The sequence below is a fragment of the Variovorax sp. P1_H12_2 genome, from assembly GCF_056405335.1.
This window is the reverse complement of record NZ_JBFUCI010000107.1, coordinates 1-15,928: the sequence shown is the minus strand read 5'-3', so window position 1 is coordinate 15,928 and position 15,928 is coordinate 1. Positions and strand designations below refer to the sequence as shown.

Annotated in this window: 17 protein-coding genes and 1 pseudogene; 13 read left to right on the top strand and 5 right to left on the bottom strand. The window is 64.2% G+C overall.

Going from position 1 to position 15,928, the window contains the following annotated elements; translation table 11 throughout:
- Positions 1-721, top strand: a pseudogene (locus tag AC1D2K_RS13370) (substrate binding domain-containing protein); the annotation flags it as partial.
- 27 nt (positions 722-748) lie between these two features.
- Here the strand turns inward: AC1D2K_RS13370 and AC1D2K_RS13365 are convergent.
- Complete coding sequence (locus AC1D2K_RS13365; RefSeq protein WP_478089315.1) at positions 749-2,041, bottom strand: flavin-containing monooxygenase; 1,293 nt, start codon at positions 2,039-2,041, stop codon at positions 749-751.
- Positions 2,042-2,407: 366 nt separating this feature from the next.
- Here AC1D2K_RS13365 and AC1D2K_RS13360 point away from each other — a divergent pair, with 366 nt between their 5' ends.
- Complete coding sequence (locus tag AC1D2K_RS13360) at positions 2,408-4,102, top strand: SulP family inorganic anion transporter (protein ID WP_478089314.1); 1,695 nt, start codon at positions 2,408-2,410, stop codon at positions 4,100-4,102.
- 15 nt (positions 4,103-4,117) lie between these two features.
- On the opposite strand, the gene AC1D2K_RS13355 is transcribed toward AC1D2K_RS13360, so the two are convergent.
- Positions 4,118-5,278 (bottom strand): hypothetical protein, encoded by a 1,161-nt coding sequence (locus AC1D2K_RS13355; RefSeq protein WP_478089313.1) that lies wholly within the window; start codon positions 5,276-5,278, stop codon positions 4,118-4,120.
- A 311-nt stretch (positions 5,279-5,589) separates the two neighbouring features.
- Here AC1D2K_RS13355 and AC1D2K_RS13350 point away from each other — a divergent pair, with 311 nt between their 5' ends.
- The 8 genes from AC1D2K_RS13350 (at position 5,590) to AC1D2K_RS13315 (ending at position 12,590) form a co-directional block, all read left to right on the top strand.
- Positions 5,590-6,924, top strand: coding sequence for a ClC family H(+)/Cl(-) exchange transporter (locus AC1D2K_RS13350; protein WP_478089312.1), 1,335 nt, complete (start codon positions 5,590-5,592; stop codon positions 6,922-6,924).
- A gap of 134 nt (positions 6,925-7,058) precedes the next feature.
- Positions 7,059-7,334, top strand: coding sequence for a DUF2164 domain-containing protein (locus AC1D2K_RS13345; protein WP_478089317.1), 276 nt, complete (start codon positions 7,059-7,061; stop codon positions 7,332-7,334).
- Positions 7,335-7,359: 25 nt separating this feature from the next.
- Entirely contained in the window at positions 7,360-7,782 is a 423-nt protein-coding gene (locus AC1D2K_RS13340; protein ID WP_478089311.1) for a hypothetical protein, read from the top strand.
- A gap of 275 nt (positions 7,783-8,057) precedes the next feature.
- The gene (locus AC1D2K_RS13335; RefSeq protein ID WP_478089310.1) at positions 8,058-8,378 is read left to right on the top strand and encodes a hypothetical protein; all 321 of its coding nucleotides are present in this window, start codon (positions 8,058-8,060) and stop codon (positions 8,376-8,378) included.
- Between the two features lie 58 nt (positions 8,379-8,436).
- The gene (locus AC1D2K_RS13330) at positions 8,437-8,658 is read left to right on the top strand and encodes a hypothetical protein (RefSeq protein ID WP_478089309.1); all 222 of its coding nucleotides are present in this window, start codon (positions 8,437-8,439) and stop codon (positions 8,656-8,658) included.
- A 127-nt stretch (positions 8,659-8,785) separates the two neighbouring features.
- Positions 8,786-11,185, top strand: a complete 2,400-nt coding sequence (locus AC1D2K_RS13325) for a penicillin-binding protein 1A (protein ID WP_478089308.1) — start codon at positions 8,786-8,788, stop codon at positions 11,183-11,185.
- A 144-nt stretch (positions 11,186-11,329) separates the two neighbouring features.
- On the top strand, positions 11,330-11,809 hold the full coding sequence (locus tag AC1D2K_RS13320; protein ID WP_478089307.1) for an aminoacyl-tRNA deacylase: 480 nt from the start codon (positions 11,330-11,332) through the stop codon (positions 11,807-11,809).
- 31 nt (positions 11,810-11,840) lie between these two features.
- Positions 11,841-12,590 (top strand): Mut7-C RNAse domain-containing protein, encoded by a 750-nt coding sequence (locus tag AC1D2K_RS13315; RefSeq protein ID WP_478089306.1) that lies wholly within the window; start codon positions 11,841-11,843, stop codon positions 12,588-12,590.
- A gap of 40 nt (positions 12,591-12,630) precedes the next feature.
- Here the strand turns inward: AC1D2K_RS13315 and AC1D2K_RS13310 are convergent, their stop codons facing one another.
- A complete protein-coding gene (locus tag AC1D2K_RS13310) occupies positions 12,631-12,948 on the bottom strand; it encodes a hypothetical protein (protein WP_478089305.1) in 318 nt (105 codons plus the stop codon).
- A 360-nt stretch (positions 12,949-13,308) separates the two neighbouring features.
- On the opposite strand from AC1D2K_RS13310, the gene AC1D2K_RS13305 reads away from it, so the two are divergent.
- The 3 genes from AC1D2K_RS13305 (at position 13,309) to AC1D2K_RS13295 (ending at position 14,851) form a co-directional block, all read left to right on the top strand.
- A complete protein-coding gene (locus AC1D2K_RS13305) occupies positions 13,309-13,722 on the top strand; it encodes a hypothetical protein (protein ID WP_478089304.1) in 414 nt (137 codons plus the stop codon).
- 242 nt (positions 13,723-13,964) lie between these two features.
- Complete coding sequence (locus AC1D2K_RS13300; protein WP_478089316.1) at positions 13,965-14,489, top strand: P-loop nucleotide/nucleoside kinase family protein; 525 nt, start codon at positions 13,965-13,967, stop codon at positions 14,487-14,489.
- Positions 14,490-14,623: 134 nt separating this feature from the next.
- Complete coding sequence (locus AC1D2K_RS13295; protein WP_478089303.1) at positions 14,624-14,851, top strand: hypothetical protein; 228 nt, start codon at positions 14,624-14,626, stop codon at positions 14,849-14,851.
- A gap of 67 nt (positions 14,852-14,918) precedes the next feature.
- Here AC1D2K_RS13295 and AC1D2K_RS13290 read toward each other — a convergent pair whose 3' ends face one another.
- Together AC1D2K_RS13290 and AC1D2K_RS13285 are read right to left on the bottom strand one after the other, a co-directional pair.
- Positions 14,919-15,173 carry a DUF6868 family protein gene (locus AC1D2K_RS13290; protein ID WP_478089302.1) on the bottom strand — a complete coding sequence of 85 codons (255 nt, stop codon included), beginning with the start codon at positions 15,171-15,173 and terminating at the stop codon, positions 14,919-14,921.
- Between the two features lie 156 nt (positions 15,174-15,329).
- Positions 15,330-15,928, bottom strand: a 599-nt coding sequence (locus AC1D2K_RS13285) for an MMPL family transporter (RefSeq protein WP_478089301.1), incomplete at its 5' end; no start/stop codon positions are given.

The window sequence follows — 15,928 nt, the reverse complement described above, 5'->3', positions numbered from 1 at the left end:
GCTTGCGGCTGCTCCACCGCACGACGCGCAAGGTCGAACTGACGGAGGCCGGCCAGGTCTACTACGAGCGCTGCCGGCGCATCGTGGACGAGGCCCGCATCGCGCACGAGCTGCCTCGCTACCGGTGGACTTCGCGACCATCTACATGGCGTCCCTGGTGGCGGAATTTGCGCGCCGCTATCCCGGCATCGCCTTCGACTTCGACCTGACGCCGAGGCGYGTGGACCTGGTCTCCGAGCCCTTCGATGTGGCCATCCGCATGGGCGAACTCAGCGACTCGAACTTGATTGCTCGGCTTCTGGCGCGTTTGTCGGTCCACGCCTATTCCTCGCCCGGCTACCTGAAGGTCGCGGGCGCGCCTGGTCATCCGTCGGAACTGTCTCGGCACGGGTGCCTCGGGTTCGCGAAGACAGCGACATGGGAACTGCACCGCGGCGCCGAATCCGTCCAGGTCGAGGTCGGCGGGCGCTTTCTGGTCAACAGCGTTGGCATGTTCCGTCGATTGGCCACCCTGGACCTGGGTGTCGTACTTCTGCCTGTTGAAATCGTGGCCGATGACGTGGCCGCAGGTCGCCTGAAGAGGGTGCTGACGGAATGGGAGGGCAAGTCGACGCCGGTCTACGCGTTGACGGAGACACGATTGTTGCCCGCCAAAGTGCAGCGCTTCATCGAGTTCCTGCAAGAGCGCCTTGGCCAGCGCGACAAGGCTGCGCAGGCTTGAACCGGTGCCGGGCTCCGCGCGGCGACCTCAGAGCAATGGGTACGGCTGGTCGTCCGGCGCGCCCAGCGCCAAGTCGCGATAAAAGTCCCAGCCCCGCTCTCCGGCGTACGTGCCGGAGTCCCGTTCGGCGAGGTAGCGCGCGATGTCGAAGTGGTTGAGCCTGCCGGCGACCGGCGCCATGTCCAGCTGCGCCGTGCCGCGGATGTGCGACATGACGGATCGCGCCATCAGCATGAAGGCCCACGGCGCGGAACCGATGCCATCCAAGCCGACGCCCGGGAAATACAGGTCGGGCGCATCCAGGCTGCGGAACATGCACGCGCAGCGCGAGGCCAGTTCGTCGACGGTGCAGATGCGTGCAATGCGCGGCTCTTCGAAGTACGAGAGGTCGGTCTGGTAGCCCGTGCCCCACAGGAGAACATCCACCGCGAGGCGCGTGCCGTCCGACAGCGTCACGTCGCGCCCCTCGATGCTCTCGACGCTGCCCGGATACCGCTCCAGTTCGCCGAAGCTGGCCAGCATGCGAGCGCGGCCGGGAATGAGTTGGTCTTGCCGCACATCGAGCGGCCTTTCGGGCTGGATCGACTGGATGCCGAACTTTTCATAGCGGCTCACCAGGTCGGCGCCGATCATCGCGTTCTGCTGCGCGACGGTCATGCCGTTCACCTGCATCTTCKCGTACGGCCGCACGCTGCCGGCGATGATCTTCGGCTTGCCGGTCGGGGTGAACCAGCGCAAGCCCCGGTACGCCCAGACGATCCGGCGCGCCTTGTACTCGAGGCACAGGTCCAGCAAGTCGAAGGCCGAGGCACCGCCGCCGACCACGAGCACCTCGCGCCCGGTCAGTTCGGCCGGATCCCGCAGGGCGCTGGAATGCAGTTCTCGCACCGCGCTTTCGCGACGCGGCACATCGGGAATCACAGGCGTGTTGTGGCCACCGGTGGCCGCCACCAGATGACGGGCGCGCACCGTGCCTTCTCGCGCATCGAGTTCCCAGCATGTGCCGGTGTAACGCGCGCGAGACACCGGGGTGTCGAGCCGGATGCGATCAGCGAGGCCGAAGCGCTCGACCCATGCCTCGATGTTGGCGACGATGTGCGGCTGCTTCGGGCCAGCCAGCGGCAGATCGCCGACGGTCCAGTCGGTCGGGCTGATCTGGATGTCCTGCCATTGCGGAAGCTGGCGCCACAACCCACCGACGCCGCCCTGCTTTTCGAGCAGCAGCGCATCGAGGCCCGATTGTCGCGCGTAGTGCAGGTGGATGACGCCGGCGACACCTCCGCCCACGATGGCCAGATCGAGCAACGGGGTGGCTTGCATGGGTGCTCCTTCTCATTGCCCAAGAGCGCTGTGCACGCAGGGAGATCGCCTGGCAGATGGGTGGCGTGATGATGCGCTTGATGTTCCGGGGGCGGCAACAGCGCGGCATGAGATCGACCGAGCGCTGAACCCGTACCCGCATTCCGCTGCGCCGTTGATACGTTGTTGGCTGCGGCGCTCATGAAGAATATGCTGCGGTTGCGCAGTCCCGCCCAGGTGGTGTCGGACGGATCGCGCACCCGCACAGGGAGGACAACGTGATCGGGATGGAGAAAACAGCTTTGCCACGATGCATTCGGACTCGCAATCCTTGCCTGCAAGGTGCTTGGCACCGGCTCGGCCAGAGACCGGGCTAGCGGCGGCGCCATGCGAACCTGGTTCTTCACGACGCTGCGCGCCTATCGGATCGAAGGATTGCCGGGCGATCTCGTCGCTGGGCTGATGCTGGCAGCCATCGCCATCCCCGGGCAACTCGCCACTGCCCGGCTCGCGGGGATGCCGCCGCAGACGGGGCTCTATGCGTTCGCCGCCGGCTCCATCGCATTCGCCGTATTCGGCGCCAACCGCTTCATGTCGGTCGCAGCGGACTCGACGATCGCGCCCATCTTTGCCGGCGGGCTGGCCTCGATCGCCACTGTCAGCGCCGTCCCGTATCCGCAGCTGGCTGCGCTGCTCGCCCTGATGGTCGGCTTCGTTCTCGTCGCCGTGGGCCTGTTCAGGGCGGGCTGGTTGGCGACGCTGCTGTCGATCCCGGTGACGACCGGTTTCCTGGCCGGTATTTCGGTCCATATCATCGTCGGCGAGTTGCCCACCCTGTTGGGCGTTCCTGGCGAGCAGGGGCATCTGCTCGCGCGCCTCGTCGCCGTCCTGGGCCGGTCCGGGGAGGCCAATCCCTATGCGCTCGGATTGGGCGCTGGGGTCCTGATCGTGACGCTGGTCGCGTCGCGCATCAGCCCCCGTATCCCGGGGGCCCTGATCGGTCTGGTCGTGGCGGGCATCGCCGTGGCCTGGTTCCACCTTGGCGCCCGCGGCGTCAGCCTGCTCGGCGCCTTGTCGGTGCCGCTGCCGCACGTCGCCTTGCCGACGCTGCCGGACGTCGAGGCGTTCGGCCGCATGGTGCAGCTGGCGCTGGTGGTGGCGGTGGTCTGCATCATGCAGACGGCAGCGGTGGCCAGCACGTTTCCATCCGATGAGGGGAAGTCGGACGATGTCAGCCGCGACTTCGGGGCTGTCGGCGCGGGCAACGTCGTGGCCGGGCTGATCGGCGCCTTCGCCGTTGACGCAAGCCCGCCGAGCACCGCGATCGTGCGCGAGTCCGGCGGGCGATCGCAGATCTCGTCGCTGACGGCCGTCGGCCTGATGATCGCTCTGGCGGCGCTGGCCTCGGGTCTGATGGCCTACGTGCCCCACGCAGCGCTCTCCGGTATCCTGGTCTACATCGCCCTGCGCATCTTCCGTGTCGACCAGATGATCCGGATCTATCGCCGCGGCGGACTCGAGATCCTGTTGGTGGCAGCAAGCGCCGGGCTCGTGATTGCCCTGCCGATCGAGACCGGCATGCTGCTCGCCATCGTGATGTCCTTCGTGCACAGCCTGTACATCGTCGCGCGGCCCTACTGCGTCGAACTGGCCCGGGTGCCGGGAAGCACCGTGTGGTGGCCTCCTGCCCCGGGCGCCCCTTTCGAGCGGGAGGCTGGGGTTCTCGTTTTCGCTCCCGGCGCGCCGCTCAACTTCAGCAACGCCGAGCGCATCTGCACCGAGCTGAAGTCGGCCATCGCCAGGCAGCGCCAGCCCGTGAAGCTGCTGATCATCGAGGCCAACGGCATCATCGACATCGACTACACGGGTTCGCAGGTCCTGCTGCGCGCGATCACCGAACTTGCGGCTGCTGGCATCGTTGTCGCCATCGCCAGGCTGTCGGTCGGGCGGGCGCAGGCACAGGCTCGACGAACGGGCCTGATAGAAGCGATCGGTCCAGACCGTGTGTTCAAGTCGGTCGAGGAGGCGGTGCTCAAGCTGGCTCGGCGTGCACAGAGCTTGAGCGGCGAATCGCCGGAATGAAAAGGCGGTTTCGTGTCACGGGGCGAGGCCTGTCGGTGCGCCGTAGACGGGCTGCGCATGCAGGCTGGTCAGCAGCCGCTGATAGTCCGGGTTGTTCCGCAGCAACTCGCGCCCCGTCGCGATCAGCCGCGCCACCTGTTCCTTGTCCAGCACGAAGCTGGTCGGAATCTCGTTCAGGAACCGGCGCATCTGCACGTCGGGCACATCTTCGAAACTCAATCGGATGAAGTAAGAACTGACGGGCCGTTCGGGTGTCGAGAGGTCTCGAGTCCACTGGTCGAGGCTTTGCTGCGTCTGCTCGAGCGTGGCCACGTTGTAGCGATGCAATTGGACATTGGTGACGGCATTCATCGTCTGCTCGAAGGTCGGTTCGCGGCGGCTCTCTCCGATGCCCCCGACTGCATCGGCCGCTGCATTGACTGAAATGATGGCGGTGCGGCGCGGCGGCGCGATGCCCTGCCCCTGGATGAATTTCTCCGCACCACCCGCCAGATCGACGGCGCCCAGGAGTGCGCGAAGTCCCAGGTTGTCGGTAATGCCGCCGTCGACCAACTGGGCGTACTTGTGCCTGACCTTGTTCTGGTACGAGAGGTCGTCTGCACGACCATGGTCAAGTAGTCGTTGTCGCTGTCGCGCTTCTTCGCGGCCTCGAGCCAGGCGGGTGTGCCGCGAGTGCGTCCGTGGCTGCTGAACCAACGCGCGGGATTCAAGAAGCCGCGCACCAGTGCGGCTTCGACGTCGCTGCGTAGAAATCGCTCCTCGTAGTCGACGAAGATGCGATCGCCGTACAGGCCGTAGTAGGCCGACGTGAAACTGCCCCCCTGAAACCGAACTGATGACCGTGATCGCGTCGAGCAGGCTTTGCTCCTTGCCGTTCATCTGCACTTGCGTGTCACGCAGTTCCTGCATGACGCCATAGGACAGGGCTGCGGCGCGCGTGCCGCCGCCCGAGAAAGCGACAGCCAGCATCAACTCGCCGGAATGGCGCTGCGGATTGTTGGCAAACTCACTCAGGGCATAGACAGCACCAGGGTGGTCTGGGCCCAAAGGAAAGTTCTCGACGACCCCATAGGTGGTACAGCCGCCGAAGCCCAGCGTCATGCCCAGCAGCAGAGTTCGCAGCCGGAGGTAGTCTGTCGCTGGCGCTTTCGCGTCGCCGTTGACGAGCACGAACATATGACCTCCTGAGCTTCTGGCCCGCCAAGCCAAGCCAAGCCAAGCCAAGTCGATGCCGATTCTCGGTCCGATCACACCGAGGGGACATCCCGGGCGCCACCTATCTCCACGTACGTGGAACACATGATGCGCCTCGCAAGGAGGCGCATCGGCGACTGAAACGTTGCTCGCAAGTTTTCAGCCTTCCGCCTAAACTCGTCTCCCATCTGTCGCCGCGCTTCGCGCGATCCAAGGCTCCTCAATGCGCATTCTGCATGTCCGACGACTTCACCAGGCCTGACTCGGCAGGCATTGGCCTCGGGTGACGACAGGTGCAACCAAGCCCTGATCAGGACGGACATCGGGCGAGCACGCTGGTCCTCGCGCTGCTGTCGCTGCTCGTGGGATGTGTCACCGGGTTGGTCTGCGCCCTGTTCCGGATCCTGCTTCGACAAGCCGATACCTTGCGCAGCGAGTTCATCGCGTTTGCGCATCAGCAGGGGCTCCTGGGCCTTCTGCTCGTCGTCGCCAGCGCCGCGGCCGCGACCGCCGCTGCAGCGGCCCTGGTGAGCAGGATCTCCCCGAGCGCTGCAGGCAGCGGCATACCCGAGGTCGAGGCCGCGATCAGCGGTGGCGATCCGGGCAGGCCCGTGCGCACTGCCGCCGTCAAGTTCTTCGGCGGATTGCTCGCCATCGGATCCGGCCTGGCTCTCGGGCGCGAGGGACCCAGTGTGCAGATGGGGCACTCGATTGCCGACATCATCGGCCGGTTGTTCCGGCGCAACCAACTCGACGCCCGCGTGCTGTTCGCAGCGGGCGCGGGCGCGGGACTCGCGACGGCCTTCAATGCGCCGATCGCCGGGGCGGTGTTCGTCCTGGAGGAACTCCTGCGGCGCTTCGACACGCGTACAGCGGCCGCAGCGCTGGGCGCCTCGGCGGGCGCCATCGCAGTGGCCCGCGTATTCCTTGGCGTGGATCCGGATTTCAGCGTCCCGGCACAGGCCTTTCCGGGCTTCGCGGCAGTGCCGGTCCACATCGTCCTGGGTGTCATTGCAGCGCTGGCGGCTGCCGCCTATGCGCGAGCCGYCCTGGGCGCGCTGGCGATGGCCGATCGAGCGACCGGACTTCCGGTGACGGCTCGGGCGGCCTTGATCGGCGGCGGGGTCGGTCTACTGGCCTGGCTGGCGCCGCAATGGGTTGGCGGAGGCGACGCGATCACCCAGCAGACGCTGCTCAACGTGGGATCGCTGTCCACGATCGGCCTGATATTCGCAGTCCGCTTCGCGATCGGTCCGCTGTCATACGCGTCCGGCACGCCCGGCGGCTTGTTCGCGCCGATGTTGGTCCTCGGCGCGCAAATCGGCCTCGTATTCGGTCGACTGTACGACCAGTGGTTTCCGGGCGGCGCCTCCCCGACCGCCTATGCTGTCGTCGGCCTGACAGCATTTTTCACTGCGGTGGTCCGTGCGCCGCTCACCGGCATCTGCCTGGCGGTCGAGATGACGGGCAGCGCCAACCTGCTGCTGTCGATGCTGGCCGCCTGTTTCGGCGCCATGGTCGTGATGAACCTGCTCGGTATCCCGCCGATCTACGACCTGTTGCGCGATCGGGCCGAGCGCGCTCGCAACCAGCCTTCGACGAACGTCGGTACCGCAACCGAGAGATGACCTTCGCGCTGGCTGCGCTGCGGCAGTTCCTGGTGCGTTGCATCGACCGGTTGAATCCGAAGCCCAATGCGGCGGCCGTCTCGCAGTGCAGAATTGGCCCCCAAACCCACACGCAAACCTGGAGGAGGGTCGCCATGACCATTGAACTGAGCAAGGAAGCACGGAAGGAAGCCATCGCCTCCATCGAGAGGTACTTCCGCGAGAACATGGAGGAACCCATCGGCAACATCGCTGCTGGCGCACTCCTTGGTTTCTTCCTGGAAGAAGTGGGCCCCACGATCTACAACCGAGCCGTCGCTGAAGTTCAGGAGCGGCTCCAGGCCAGGGTCTCGGAGCTGGACATCGAAGCCCATGAGGAGGAGTTTCAGTACTGGAGCAAGCACGACCGAAAGGCGCGGGAGCGGAAGTGAAGGGCGGGCTTTGAGGAAGCTCTGGATGTCATCTTCCATGTTCGGTGCCATAGGCTTCACGGTCGCACTCCTCGTCACGACGGCCTACTTCATCCTGGGATCGATTCCGCTTCTGGTACTGAAGCATGACACGCCGCTGGACGCCCGATTTGTCCGCGGATTCTTCAATACCTACTACATCGCCGCGTTTGCGACTGCGACCGCGACGGCTGTCAGCTTTGCGTTTGCGGGTCGGCCCGGGATTGCAGCAGGCGCCGCAGGATTGGCGTTGATTGCCATCGTTCTGCGCAAGAACATCATCCCCAAGATGGACGCGCTCGGAGCGCAGATCGAGTCGAACTGCATGGATGCAATTCCAGGATTCCGCAGAACTCACATCACCGCGATTCTGATCAACATCGCCCAGCTCGTCGCCATCGTATGGAGTCTCGTCACCTTGAGCCGATAGCTCTCGCAAGACACGGACCACCACCCCGATGGCTCCATCGCACCTCAGCGACTTCGGCGACCTGCTGCTGCGCCTGTACCGACTGTCGCGGGAACAGCCGATCCATCCAGGGTCGCCCCCGAGCTGCACAACACGCCGGCCGACCTCTCCCGTAACTTTTGCGAACAGCTTTGCCCGTGCGACCTGTCGTCCAACGGGAACTTCCCGGCACCGTTCGAAACTCACGAAGGCTTCATTGCGGTGACCTCGACGCGTTTGTAAAAAATTGAACCAAGATGAATCAAAACAAGGAATTGATCAAGTCGATCTTCGAAAACTTGAAAAACCTGGTCCTGTGCGCCTTGTTGATCGCTGCAGGACTTTTTGAACATGACAATTCAACAGGCTTCATGGGCTGGATTGCCATGGACCGATTTCTTGGCGCTGGGTTGATAGTGTTCGGATTTGCGCTCGCCTTGCTCAATCTCAGGGAAGGCATATCTCAGCTGGCCAAGCTCCCGTTTCGTCGAATTTCCATGACCCTTCTCTCATGCGTTTACGTGCTCGCCTCCGCGCGGCTCATCATCGTAATGACTGCATTTCGATCTGCGAACTGACGTTCCTGACATCGAGCTTTTCGCTCACTGTTCCGACTACCGCGACATCGCGGGCGAGATGAGGGACCACCTGGTGCGCGTCGAGGCGCCGCTCAACGACGCCCACACCCAGGCGGTGATCACGCAAGCCAAGACGCTCGCGGTGGCGCGAAAACCCGTTGGCGACGAGGGTGACCGGACGCAAACGGAGTCCGACCGCGTCATCCTCCTCTGGCGGCCTTCCTGCCTTCTGCAGACCGCATCCACTGCTTCACTTTGGAGCGAAAAGCAGCGACCATAGCGTCCTGCCTCCCCTGGCGGTAGGGACAACTGGCCTTGGGGAGCTGAGTGGAGGCCGCTTGGCTCGGGACATGCGGCCAGCGGCATTTTTGGCGACACTTGCCAACCGGGCCTTTTTGCTTGCTGTCATGGCCGACCGATCGCATTCAGCGGGACACGCGGACAAGCCAGTTTCGAGATCCTGGCGATCCTGGCTCCTGCGCGTGGTGTTCTGGTTCACAGGGCTGGCCTTGGCCGGGGCGCTGGGCATGTCATTCGTCGTCTTGACTGCACTCGTGGTCGCCTATCCCAACCTGCCGAATATTTCCGACCTCCAGGACTACCGCCCGAAGCTGCCGCTGCGGGTCTTCTCCTCGGAAGGCATTCTGATTGGCGAATTTGGCGAAGAGCGCCGCGAATTCACGCCGGTCTCGACAATTCCCAAGCTGATGAAGGACGCCGTGCTGGCCGCCGAGGACGCGCGCTTTTATGACCACATCGGGATCGACTTCAAAGGCATGGTGCGCGCCGGGTACGCAAACCTGAACCGGGCAAAGAGCCAGGGTGCCTCGACCATCACGATGCAGGTGGCACGCAACGCGTACTTGACTTCGGAGAAAACGGTTGTCCGCAAGGCCTACGAGGTCCTGCTCACATTCAAGCTGGAGCATCTCCTCACCAAGGATCAGATCTTCGAGATCTATCTGAATCAGGTCTTCCTGGGCAAGCGGGCGTACGGCTTCGCCGCGGCCTCAGAGGCCTATTTCGGCAAGCCGCTCAAGGACATCTCGATTGCACAAGCCGCCATGCTGGCGGGTTTGCCCAAGGCGCCCGGCGCCAACAACCCGGTCAACAATTCCGCGCGGGCGCGAGAACGCCAGCTCTATGTGATCGACCGGATGCAGGAGAACGGTTTCATCACGCCTGAGCAGGCGGCGCAGGCCAGGCAAGAAGAGCTTCATCTGCGCGACCCCCCGGGCCCCGCCCTTCTGCGTGCCGAATACGTCGCCGAAACCGTGCGCCAGTTGATCTACGCGCAGTATGGCGACGCCACCTACACCCGGGGGCTCAAGGTCTACACCACGATCTCCGCAGTCGACCAGACGGCCGCCTACAAGGCCTTGCGCGACGGCATCATGGGTTACGAGCGAACCCAGGTCTACCGTGGACCCGAAAAGTTCATAGAGCTGCCCGACGATCCGAAAAAGCGCGCAGGCGCGATCGACGACGTGCTTGCAGATCACCCCGACAACGGCGACCTGATTGCTGCGGTGGTGGTCAAGGCCAGCGCCAAGGAGGTCACGGCCGTTCGTGCGAACGGCGAGACCTTGCACGTCACCGGAGACGGGCTGCGGCCTGTCCAGTCGGGACTGGCGGACAAGGCGCCACGCAACCTCATGATCCGTCGCGGGGCGGTCGTCCGCCTTGCGAAGACGCCGAAAGACGCATGGGGATTGACCCAGCTGCCCGAGGTCGAGGGAGCGTTCGTCGCCATGGACCCGCGCGACGGCGCCATCAAGGCGATGGTGGGCGGCTTCGATTTCAACAAGAACAAGTTCAACCATGTCACGCAGGCGTGGCGCCAGCCAGGATCGAGTTTCAAGCCGTTCATCTATTCGGCAGCGCTTGAAAAAGGATTCACGCCAGCCACCGTGGTCAACGATGCCCCGCTCTACTTCGATGCAGCCACGACCGGCGGGCAACCATGGGAGCCGAAGAACTATGGAGGCACCTTCGCCGGACCGGTTGCGCTTCGCACGGCGCTCATGAAGTCCATCAACATGGTCACGCTTCGCGTCACGCAATCGATCGGTATCCGCTATGCGCAGGACTGGATCACGAACTTCGGCTTCGACCGCGAGAAGCACCCCGCCTATCTGCCTATGGCGTTGGGCGCCGGTGCGGTCACGCCAATGCAGATGGCAACGGCCTACTCGGTGTTTGCCAATGGCGGCTATCGCGTCAATCCCTACCTGGTCACTCGCATCACGGACCACAAGGACAGGATACTGGTCGAGCCGCAGCCACCCATGCTCAACGAGACGATGCGCGCCATTCCGCAACGCAATGCCTTCATCTTGGACACGCTGCTGCAAAGCGTCGTCAAGGGCGGCACCGGCGCGAAGGCGTATCAGGCGTTCAAGCGCGACGACCTCTACGGCAAGACGGGAACCACCAACGACTCGATCGACACCTGGTTCGCAGGCTTCCAACCGACGATGACCGCGATCGCGTGGATGGGGTACGACGCACCTCGCAGCCTGGGAGACAAGGAGACGGGCAGCAGCCTGAGCTTGCCGATCTGGATCAGCTACATGCAGACCGCGATCAAGGGTGTGCCCGTGACTGAACTTCAGGYGCCCGATGGGGTGGTCCAGGTCGGCGGCGAGTGGTACTACGATGACTACGCGCCGGGCAGTGGGCTCGCCAACCCATGGGCCATGTCTGCACCGGCACCCGCCGAGGCGGCCCCGCCAACGAAGCCAGAGCCGGTTGCGGACCCGTTTCTGGTCGAACGCAGCCGGATTCTCGACCTGTTCCGCAACTAGCCAGGGCGCTTCTCCTGTGCGCCGCTTTCGGACGCTACGATCCGATAGCGACAGGGTGAAACACGACGAATTTGCGATCCTCCGCCGGCGGGAGCAAACTGAGGGGACGGCGACCTGCCGTGTTTGCGAACAAGGAGGATTGCCATGTCCATTCCTTCCCATCTGTCCAGCTACCTCGACCAGCGTGGGACACGCTATGAGGTCTCCATGCACGGACACAGCCATAGCAGCCTGGAGACCGCCCGCTGCGCCAACGTCAGCCCRGGTCAACTGGCCAAATCGGTCATCCTCGAGGACGAAGACGGCTGCGTGATGGCCGTCGTTCCCGCCGACAAGATGGTCATGCTCGGCGAGTTCTCCCGCTTTGTCGGTCGCCACAAGCTGAAGCTGGYCGGCGAGGCGCGGATTGCAGCGCTGTTCGATGACTGCGACCCTGGTGCGATACCGCCAATCGGAATGGCATGGGGCCTGCCGACCATCGTCGATGACGAACTCGAATCCAATGACGTCGTCTACATGGAAAGTGGCGATCACGAGCGGCTGCTGCGGATGTCGCACGAGCAGTTCAGTGCGCTGATGCGTGCCCAGCCGCACGGGAGCTTCTCCAAGACCCCGGAGCTCTGAAGGCTCCTGACGGGCGCGCAGACCGGCAGTGATGGTCACGGCGACCTTCCGGTTCTACGAGGAGCTGAACGACTTCCTCGCGCGTGAGCGGCGAGGGCGCGAGTTCTCCTGCCGGTGCGCGCGAATGGCGACCACCAAGCACATGATCGAGGCGCTCGGCGTTCCGCATACCGAGGTCGAACTGGTGCTGGTCAACGGCCTGTCGGTGGGCTTCGAGACCTTGCTGCGCGACGGCGACCGGGTCGCCGTCTTTCCCAAGTTCGAAGCCCTCGACATCACGCCGCTGCTGCGCGTTCGCGAGCGCGCATTGCGCGTGACCTGTTTCGTCGCCGACGCGCACCTGGGGGGCCTCGCGCACCTGCTGCGCATGACCGGGTTCGACACGCTGTACGACAATCATTTTCGCGACGAGGAGATCGAGCGTATCGCCCGCGCGCAAGGACGCATCGTGCTGACGCGAGATCGAGAGCTGCTCAAGCGCCGGGGCATCACGCATGGCTGCTATGTGCATGCGTTGCGGTCCGCGCAACAGCTGCGCGAGGTCTTTGATCGACTCGACCTTGCGCGCGGCGCGCGGCCGTTCACGCGATGCCTGGACTGCAACACGCCCTTGCACGAGATCGAGAAGTCGCTGGTCGCCTCGACCTTGCCGGCGATGGTGCGCGATCGCTACCAGCGTTTCAGCACTTGCGATGCATGCCGGCGCGTCTTCTGGGAGGGCTCGCATTGGCAGCGGATGCGCGCCATGGTGGACGAGTTGGTGGCGCCAGCGCAAGGATGAGGCCGCCCGGAAGCCGGAGGACGGCGCAAGCCTCATGGGTCTAATCGAGCGCTGCCTTCCGGTACTCAGCCAACGCCGTGCCGTGGAAATCGCCCACCGGAATCACCTTGTCGCCCAAAGCCGGAAAGCGCGCGCGAATGTTCGCTTGCTCGCGGATCCAACAACCGCGATAGGTTTCCCCATCCCACGCCGTCAGGTAGCACAGCCGATGTGGCGCGGGGCATTCCTCTTGCGCATCGGTCAACTGCAGCATTTGGTACAGCGTTCCGTTCGCCACGAACATGACGCTTGGCTGCAAGTCGCAGCCAAGAACGAGCGTGCAACCGGCGACGACTGCCACGACTGAAGACGTCTTCATGTCGCCCCCTGACGATGTCGGCCAAAGGTTGATTGAGCGCTTTGCCATGGCGGCGGTCAACCCCAAAGTTTAGGGCACCCTGGTGCCAGCGATAGTGATCGTCCGGAACGTTCGCTCTCAAGCGAATTTCTCTGAGGTCGGCCGACCTTTGCGCTTGGTGCCCGTGCATGAACAGACAAACGTCAACACGCGCATCCGTGATGGACAGATAATTTTCGTCCGCTGGCTCTTTCCCCCGCCAGCGTCCGGTGTGTCTCGCCGCTTCTCGATCCGTCGAGAGCACGACGCCTTGGATCTCAGCAGGGGATATACGGTAGCCGTACACCGATCCTGTTTGACCGGGATCAGAAGGGAACCTCTATGAAGACGAAGATCCACACCCTGATGGCCTCCTTGGCTGTCGCATCCGCCGCCCTCATGGGCGCCATGGGCACCGCGACAGCGGCTGACGAGTGGTTCATGCTCGGTGAGCAGACGATCAAGTCCGCCGATCCAAGCGTGCAGATCAAGAGCGCAGGGGGTCGATGGGACAAGGACGTCAAGCAGGTGAAGCTCTCCGCCGAGGGCGCTGACGTGCAGATCACGCAGCTCGTCCTCAATTGGGACAATCGCCGAGACGACACGTTGAAGGATGTCGGGGTCCTGAAGTCAGGGGGACAAACTGCTCCGGCGGATGCTCCGGGACGCAAGGGGCGTCTCACATCGGTGACAGTTCAGTACAAGATCCTTGGTGACAAGCCAACGGCCAACCTCAAGGTCTGGGGACTGGACTGAGCGGGGCGTGACCTCCGACGCGCATCGAACGCGTTGCACGACCTTGGTGCATGCGCAGCAAGCCGAGGCATCTGGCATGCACTATCCTTGCCCACCATGGCTTGCTCGCACATCGCGTCGATGATTCGCTCCATCCGAAAGATGGTGGGTTGGCGCGCGGCCTGAGCGGCCATGGCAACCCGCCCCATGAGGCGGGTCTTTTTCTGTCTCGTGGGGCTCGTCAAAAGCTGCTGGAGATTGAAATGCTCGAAATCGACGAAACGGCGCAAACGTCCGGCTCCCTTTCCCTGCAGGCGGTCCTGCACATGGTCTGTGGAAAGATCGGGGCTGGAAAGTCGACGCTCACCAGGCGCCTCGCCGCGGAGCCACAGACGATTCTCATCAGCGAGGACGATTGGCTCGCGCGCCTGTACCCGAACGAGATCCTCGCCATCGCCGACTACGTTCGCTGCGCCGGCAGGCTGCGCGAAGCGATGGCTGGCCACATCGAGGCACTTCTCAAGGCCGGCACCTCGGTCGTCCTCGACTTTCCCTCGAACACCCCCAGGACAAGGGCTTGGGCCCGCGGCGTCTTCGAGAAAGCGGGTGCGGCCCACCTCCTGCACTACCTGGACGTCCCCGACGAAGTCTGCAAGGCCCGCCTGCGTGCGCGCAACCTCTCGGGAGAACACCCGTTCGAAACGACGGATGCGGAGTTCGATGAAATCACCAGTCATTTCGTCGCACCAACGGCGCAGGAGGGCTTCAACGTCGTCCACCATGGCTGAACGAATGCCCGTTGGAACCGTCGCCGGCCGCGGAACGCAGGATACGGCCCGTGTGCGGAAATAACCCGCTCTTCTTCTGCTTCTGGATGGGGAAAAGAGCAGGTCGGGAACCTGCTTCGGCGGTATCGTGAGCCATGGCAATTCGGGTCGAGTGCTGCGCCGGCCATCGCGGTGAGCCGGAACCGCTCGCCTTCTGGCTCGGCGAGCGCCGCATTGCCGTGCGCGGCATCGTCGACCGCTGGTTTGCGCCGACGCAGCGCTGGGTCAAAGTCGACGCGGATGACGGGCATCTGTACGTCCTCCGATTCGACGAGATGACGGGCGACTGGGAGCTTGCCGCCTTCACGCTTGGGACCGGATAAGTCCAGAAGCTGCCGCCATCGCTCGAGGCGTTCCTGCACCCCCAGTCGTCGGAGGAAGCGCACCTGGTCAGCCGACAGGACTTCCCGCGATGCGCAAGGCAACAAAGGGCACAAGGTTGAAAAGAAGGATCCCGACCTTGTAGATGGCCATGCATGCGTAGTGAATGCCATCGAAACGCTCTTCCGATATGTGGAACCATCGACCGTGCAGCCTTCGCATCCAGGCATGCGCAAACCTGAAGGCGACGAACCACGCAAGCAGAACGGCGTAGTTGAGCACTGCGCTCCACATCAGAAAGTCGCTCGCAAACTGAAGCGTCATGGGCCGTTCTCCTTGATCGTCCGTTCGCGGCCGACTCCGGTCGGTCGCGGCACCGAAGTCTACGTCCGGTCCCGCTGCACCCAGCGCGCGTCGCTTCCGGCGCGCCGCCGGTCGTGATCCGGATGCGCCGGCCGGCGAGGACGACGAGCCGTGTCCTCAGGCCGGCGCGGCGCAAGGGGCTTCGCTCGACAACGCTTGCGGTGTGCGCGGGCGCAGCAGGAAGTGCGACAGCGCCGGGATCAGCAGCACGGCGCCGACCATGTTCCAGATGAACATGAATGCCAGCAGGATGCCCATGTCGGCCTGGAACTTGATGGGCGACAGCGCCCAGGTCAGCACGCCCGCGGCCAGCGTGACGCCGACGAGCACCACCACCTTGCCTGTGAATTGCAATGCGTGGCGATAGGCCTCGCCGAGCGATGCACCGGCACGCTGCTGGGCCAACTGCACGCTGAGCAGGTACAACGCATAGTCCACGCCGATACCGACGCCGAGCGCGATCACCGGCAGCGTCGCCACCTTGACGCCGATGCCGAGCATGACCATCAGCGCCTCGCACAGGACAGACGTGATCACCAGCGGCACCACGGCCACCACCACGGCACGCCAGCTGCGGAAGGTGATGAGGCACAGCACGATGACGGCGGCGTAGACCATCAACAGCATCTGCGTCCAGGCCTTGCGGACCACGATGTTGGTCGCCGCCTCGATGCCGGCGCCGCCCGCCGCCAGCAGGAACTGGCGGTCCCCATTGC

Coding starts and splice junctions, on each gene's coding strand:
- AC1D2K_RS13355 (WP_478089313.1), bottom strand. CDS start 5,278: ATGTTCGTGCTCGTCAACGGCGACGCGAAAGCGCCAGCGACAGACTAC.
- AC1D2K_RS13315 (WP_478089306.1), top strand. CDS start 11,841: ATGGTCACGGCGACCTTCCGGTTCTACGAGGAGCTGAACGACTTCCTC.
- AC1D2K_RS13305 (WP_478089304.1), top strand. CDS start 13,309: ATGAAGACGAAGATCCACACCCTGATGGCCTCCTTGGCTGTCGCATCC.
- AC1D2K_RS13360 (WP_478089314.1), top strand. CDS start 2,408: ATGCGAACCTGGTTCTTCACGACGCTGCGCGCCTATCGGATCGAAGGA.
- AC1D2K_RS13290 (WP_478089302.1), bottom strand. CDS start 15,173: ATGACGCTTCAGTTTGCGAGCGACTTTCTGATGTGGAGCGCAGTGCTC.
- AC1D2K_RS13310 (WP_478089305.1), bottom strand. CDS start 12,948: ATGAAGACGTCTTCAGTCGTGGCAGTCGTCGCCGGTTGCACGCTCGTT.
- AC1D2K_RS13295 (WP_478089303.1), top strand. CDS start 14,624: ATGGCAATTCGGGTCGAGTGCTGCGCCGGCCATCGCGGTGAGCCGGAA.
- AC1D2K_RS13335 (WP_478089310.1), top strand. CDS start 8,058: ATGAATCAAAACAAGGAATTGATCAAGTCGATCTTCGAAAACTTGAAA.
- AC1D2K_RS13345 (WP_478089317.1), top strand. CDS start 7,059: ATGACCATTGAACTGAGCAAGGAAGCACGGAAGGAAGCCATCGCCTCC.
- AC1D2K_RS13340 (WP_478089311.1), top strand. CDS start 7,360: ATGTCATCTTCCATGTTCGGTGCCATAGGCTTCACGGTCGCACTCCTC.
- AC1D2K_RS13330 (WP_478089309.1), top strand. CDS start 8,437: ATGAGGGACCACCTGGTGCGCGTCGAGGCGCCGCTCAACGACGCCCAC.
- AC1D2K_RS13300 (WP_478089316.1), top strand. CDS start 13,965: ATGCTCGAAATCGACGAAACGGCGCAAACGTCCGGCTCCCTTTCCCTG.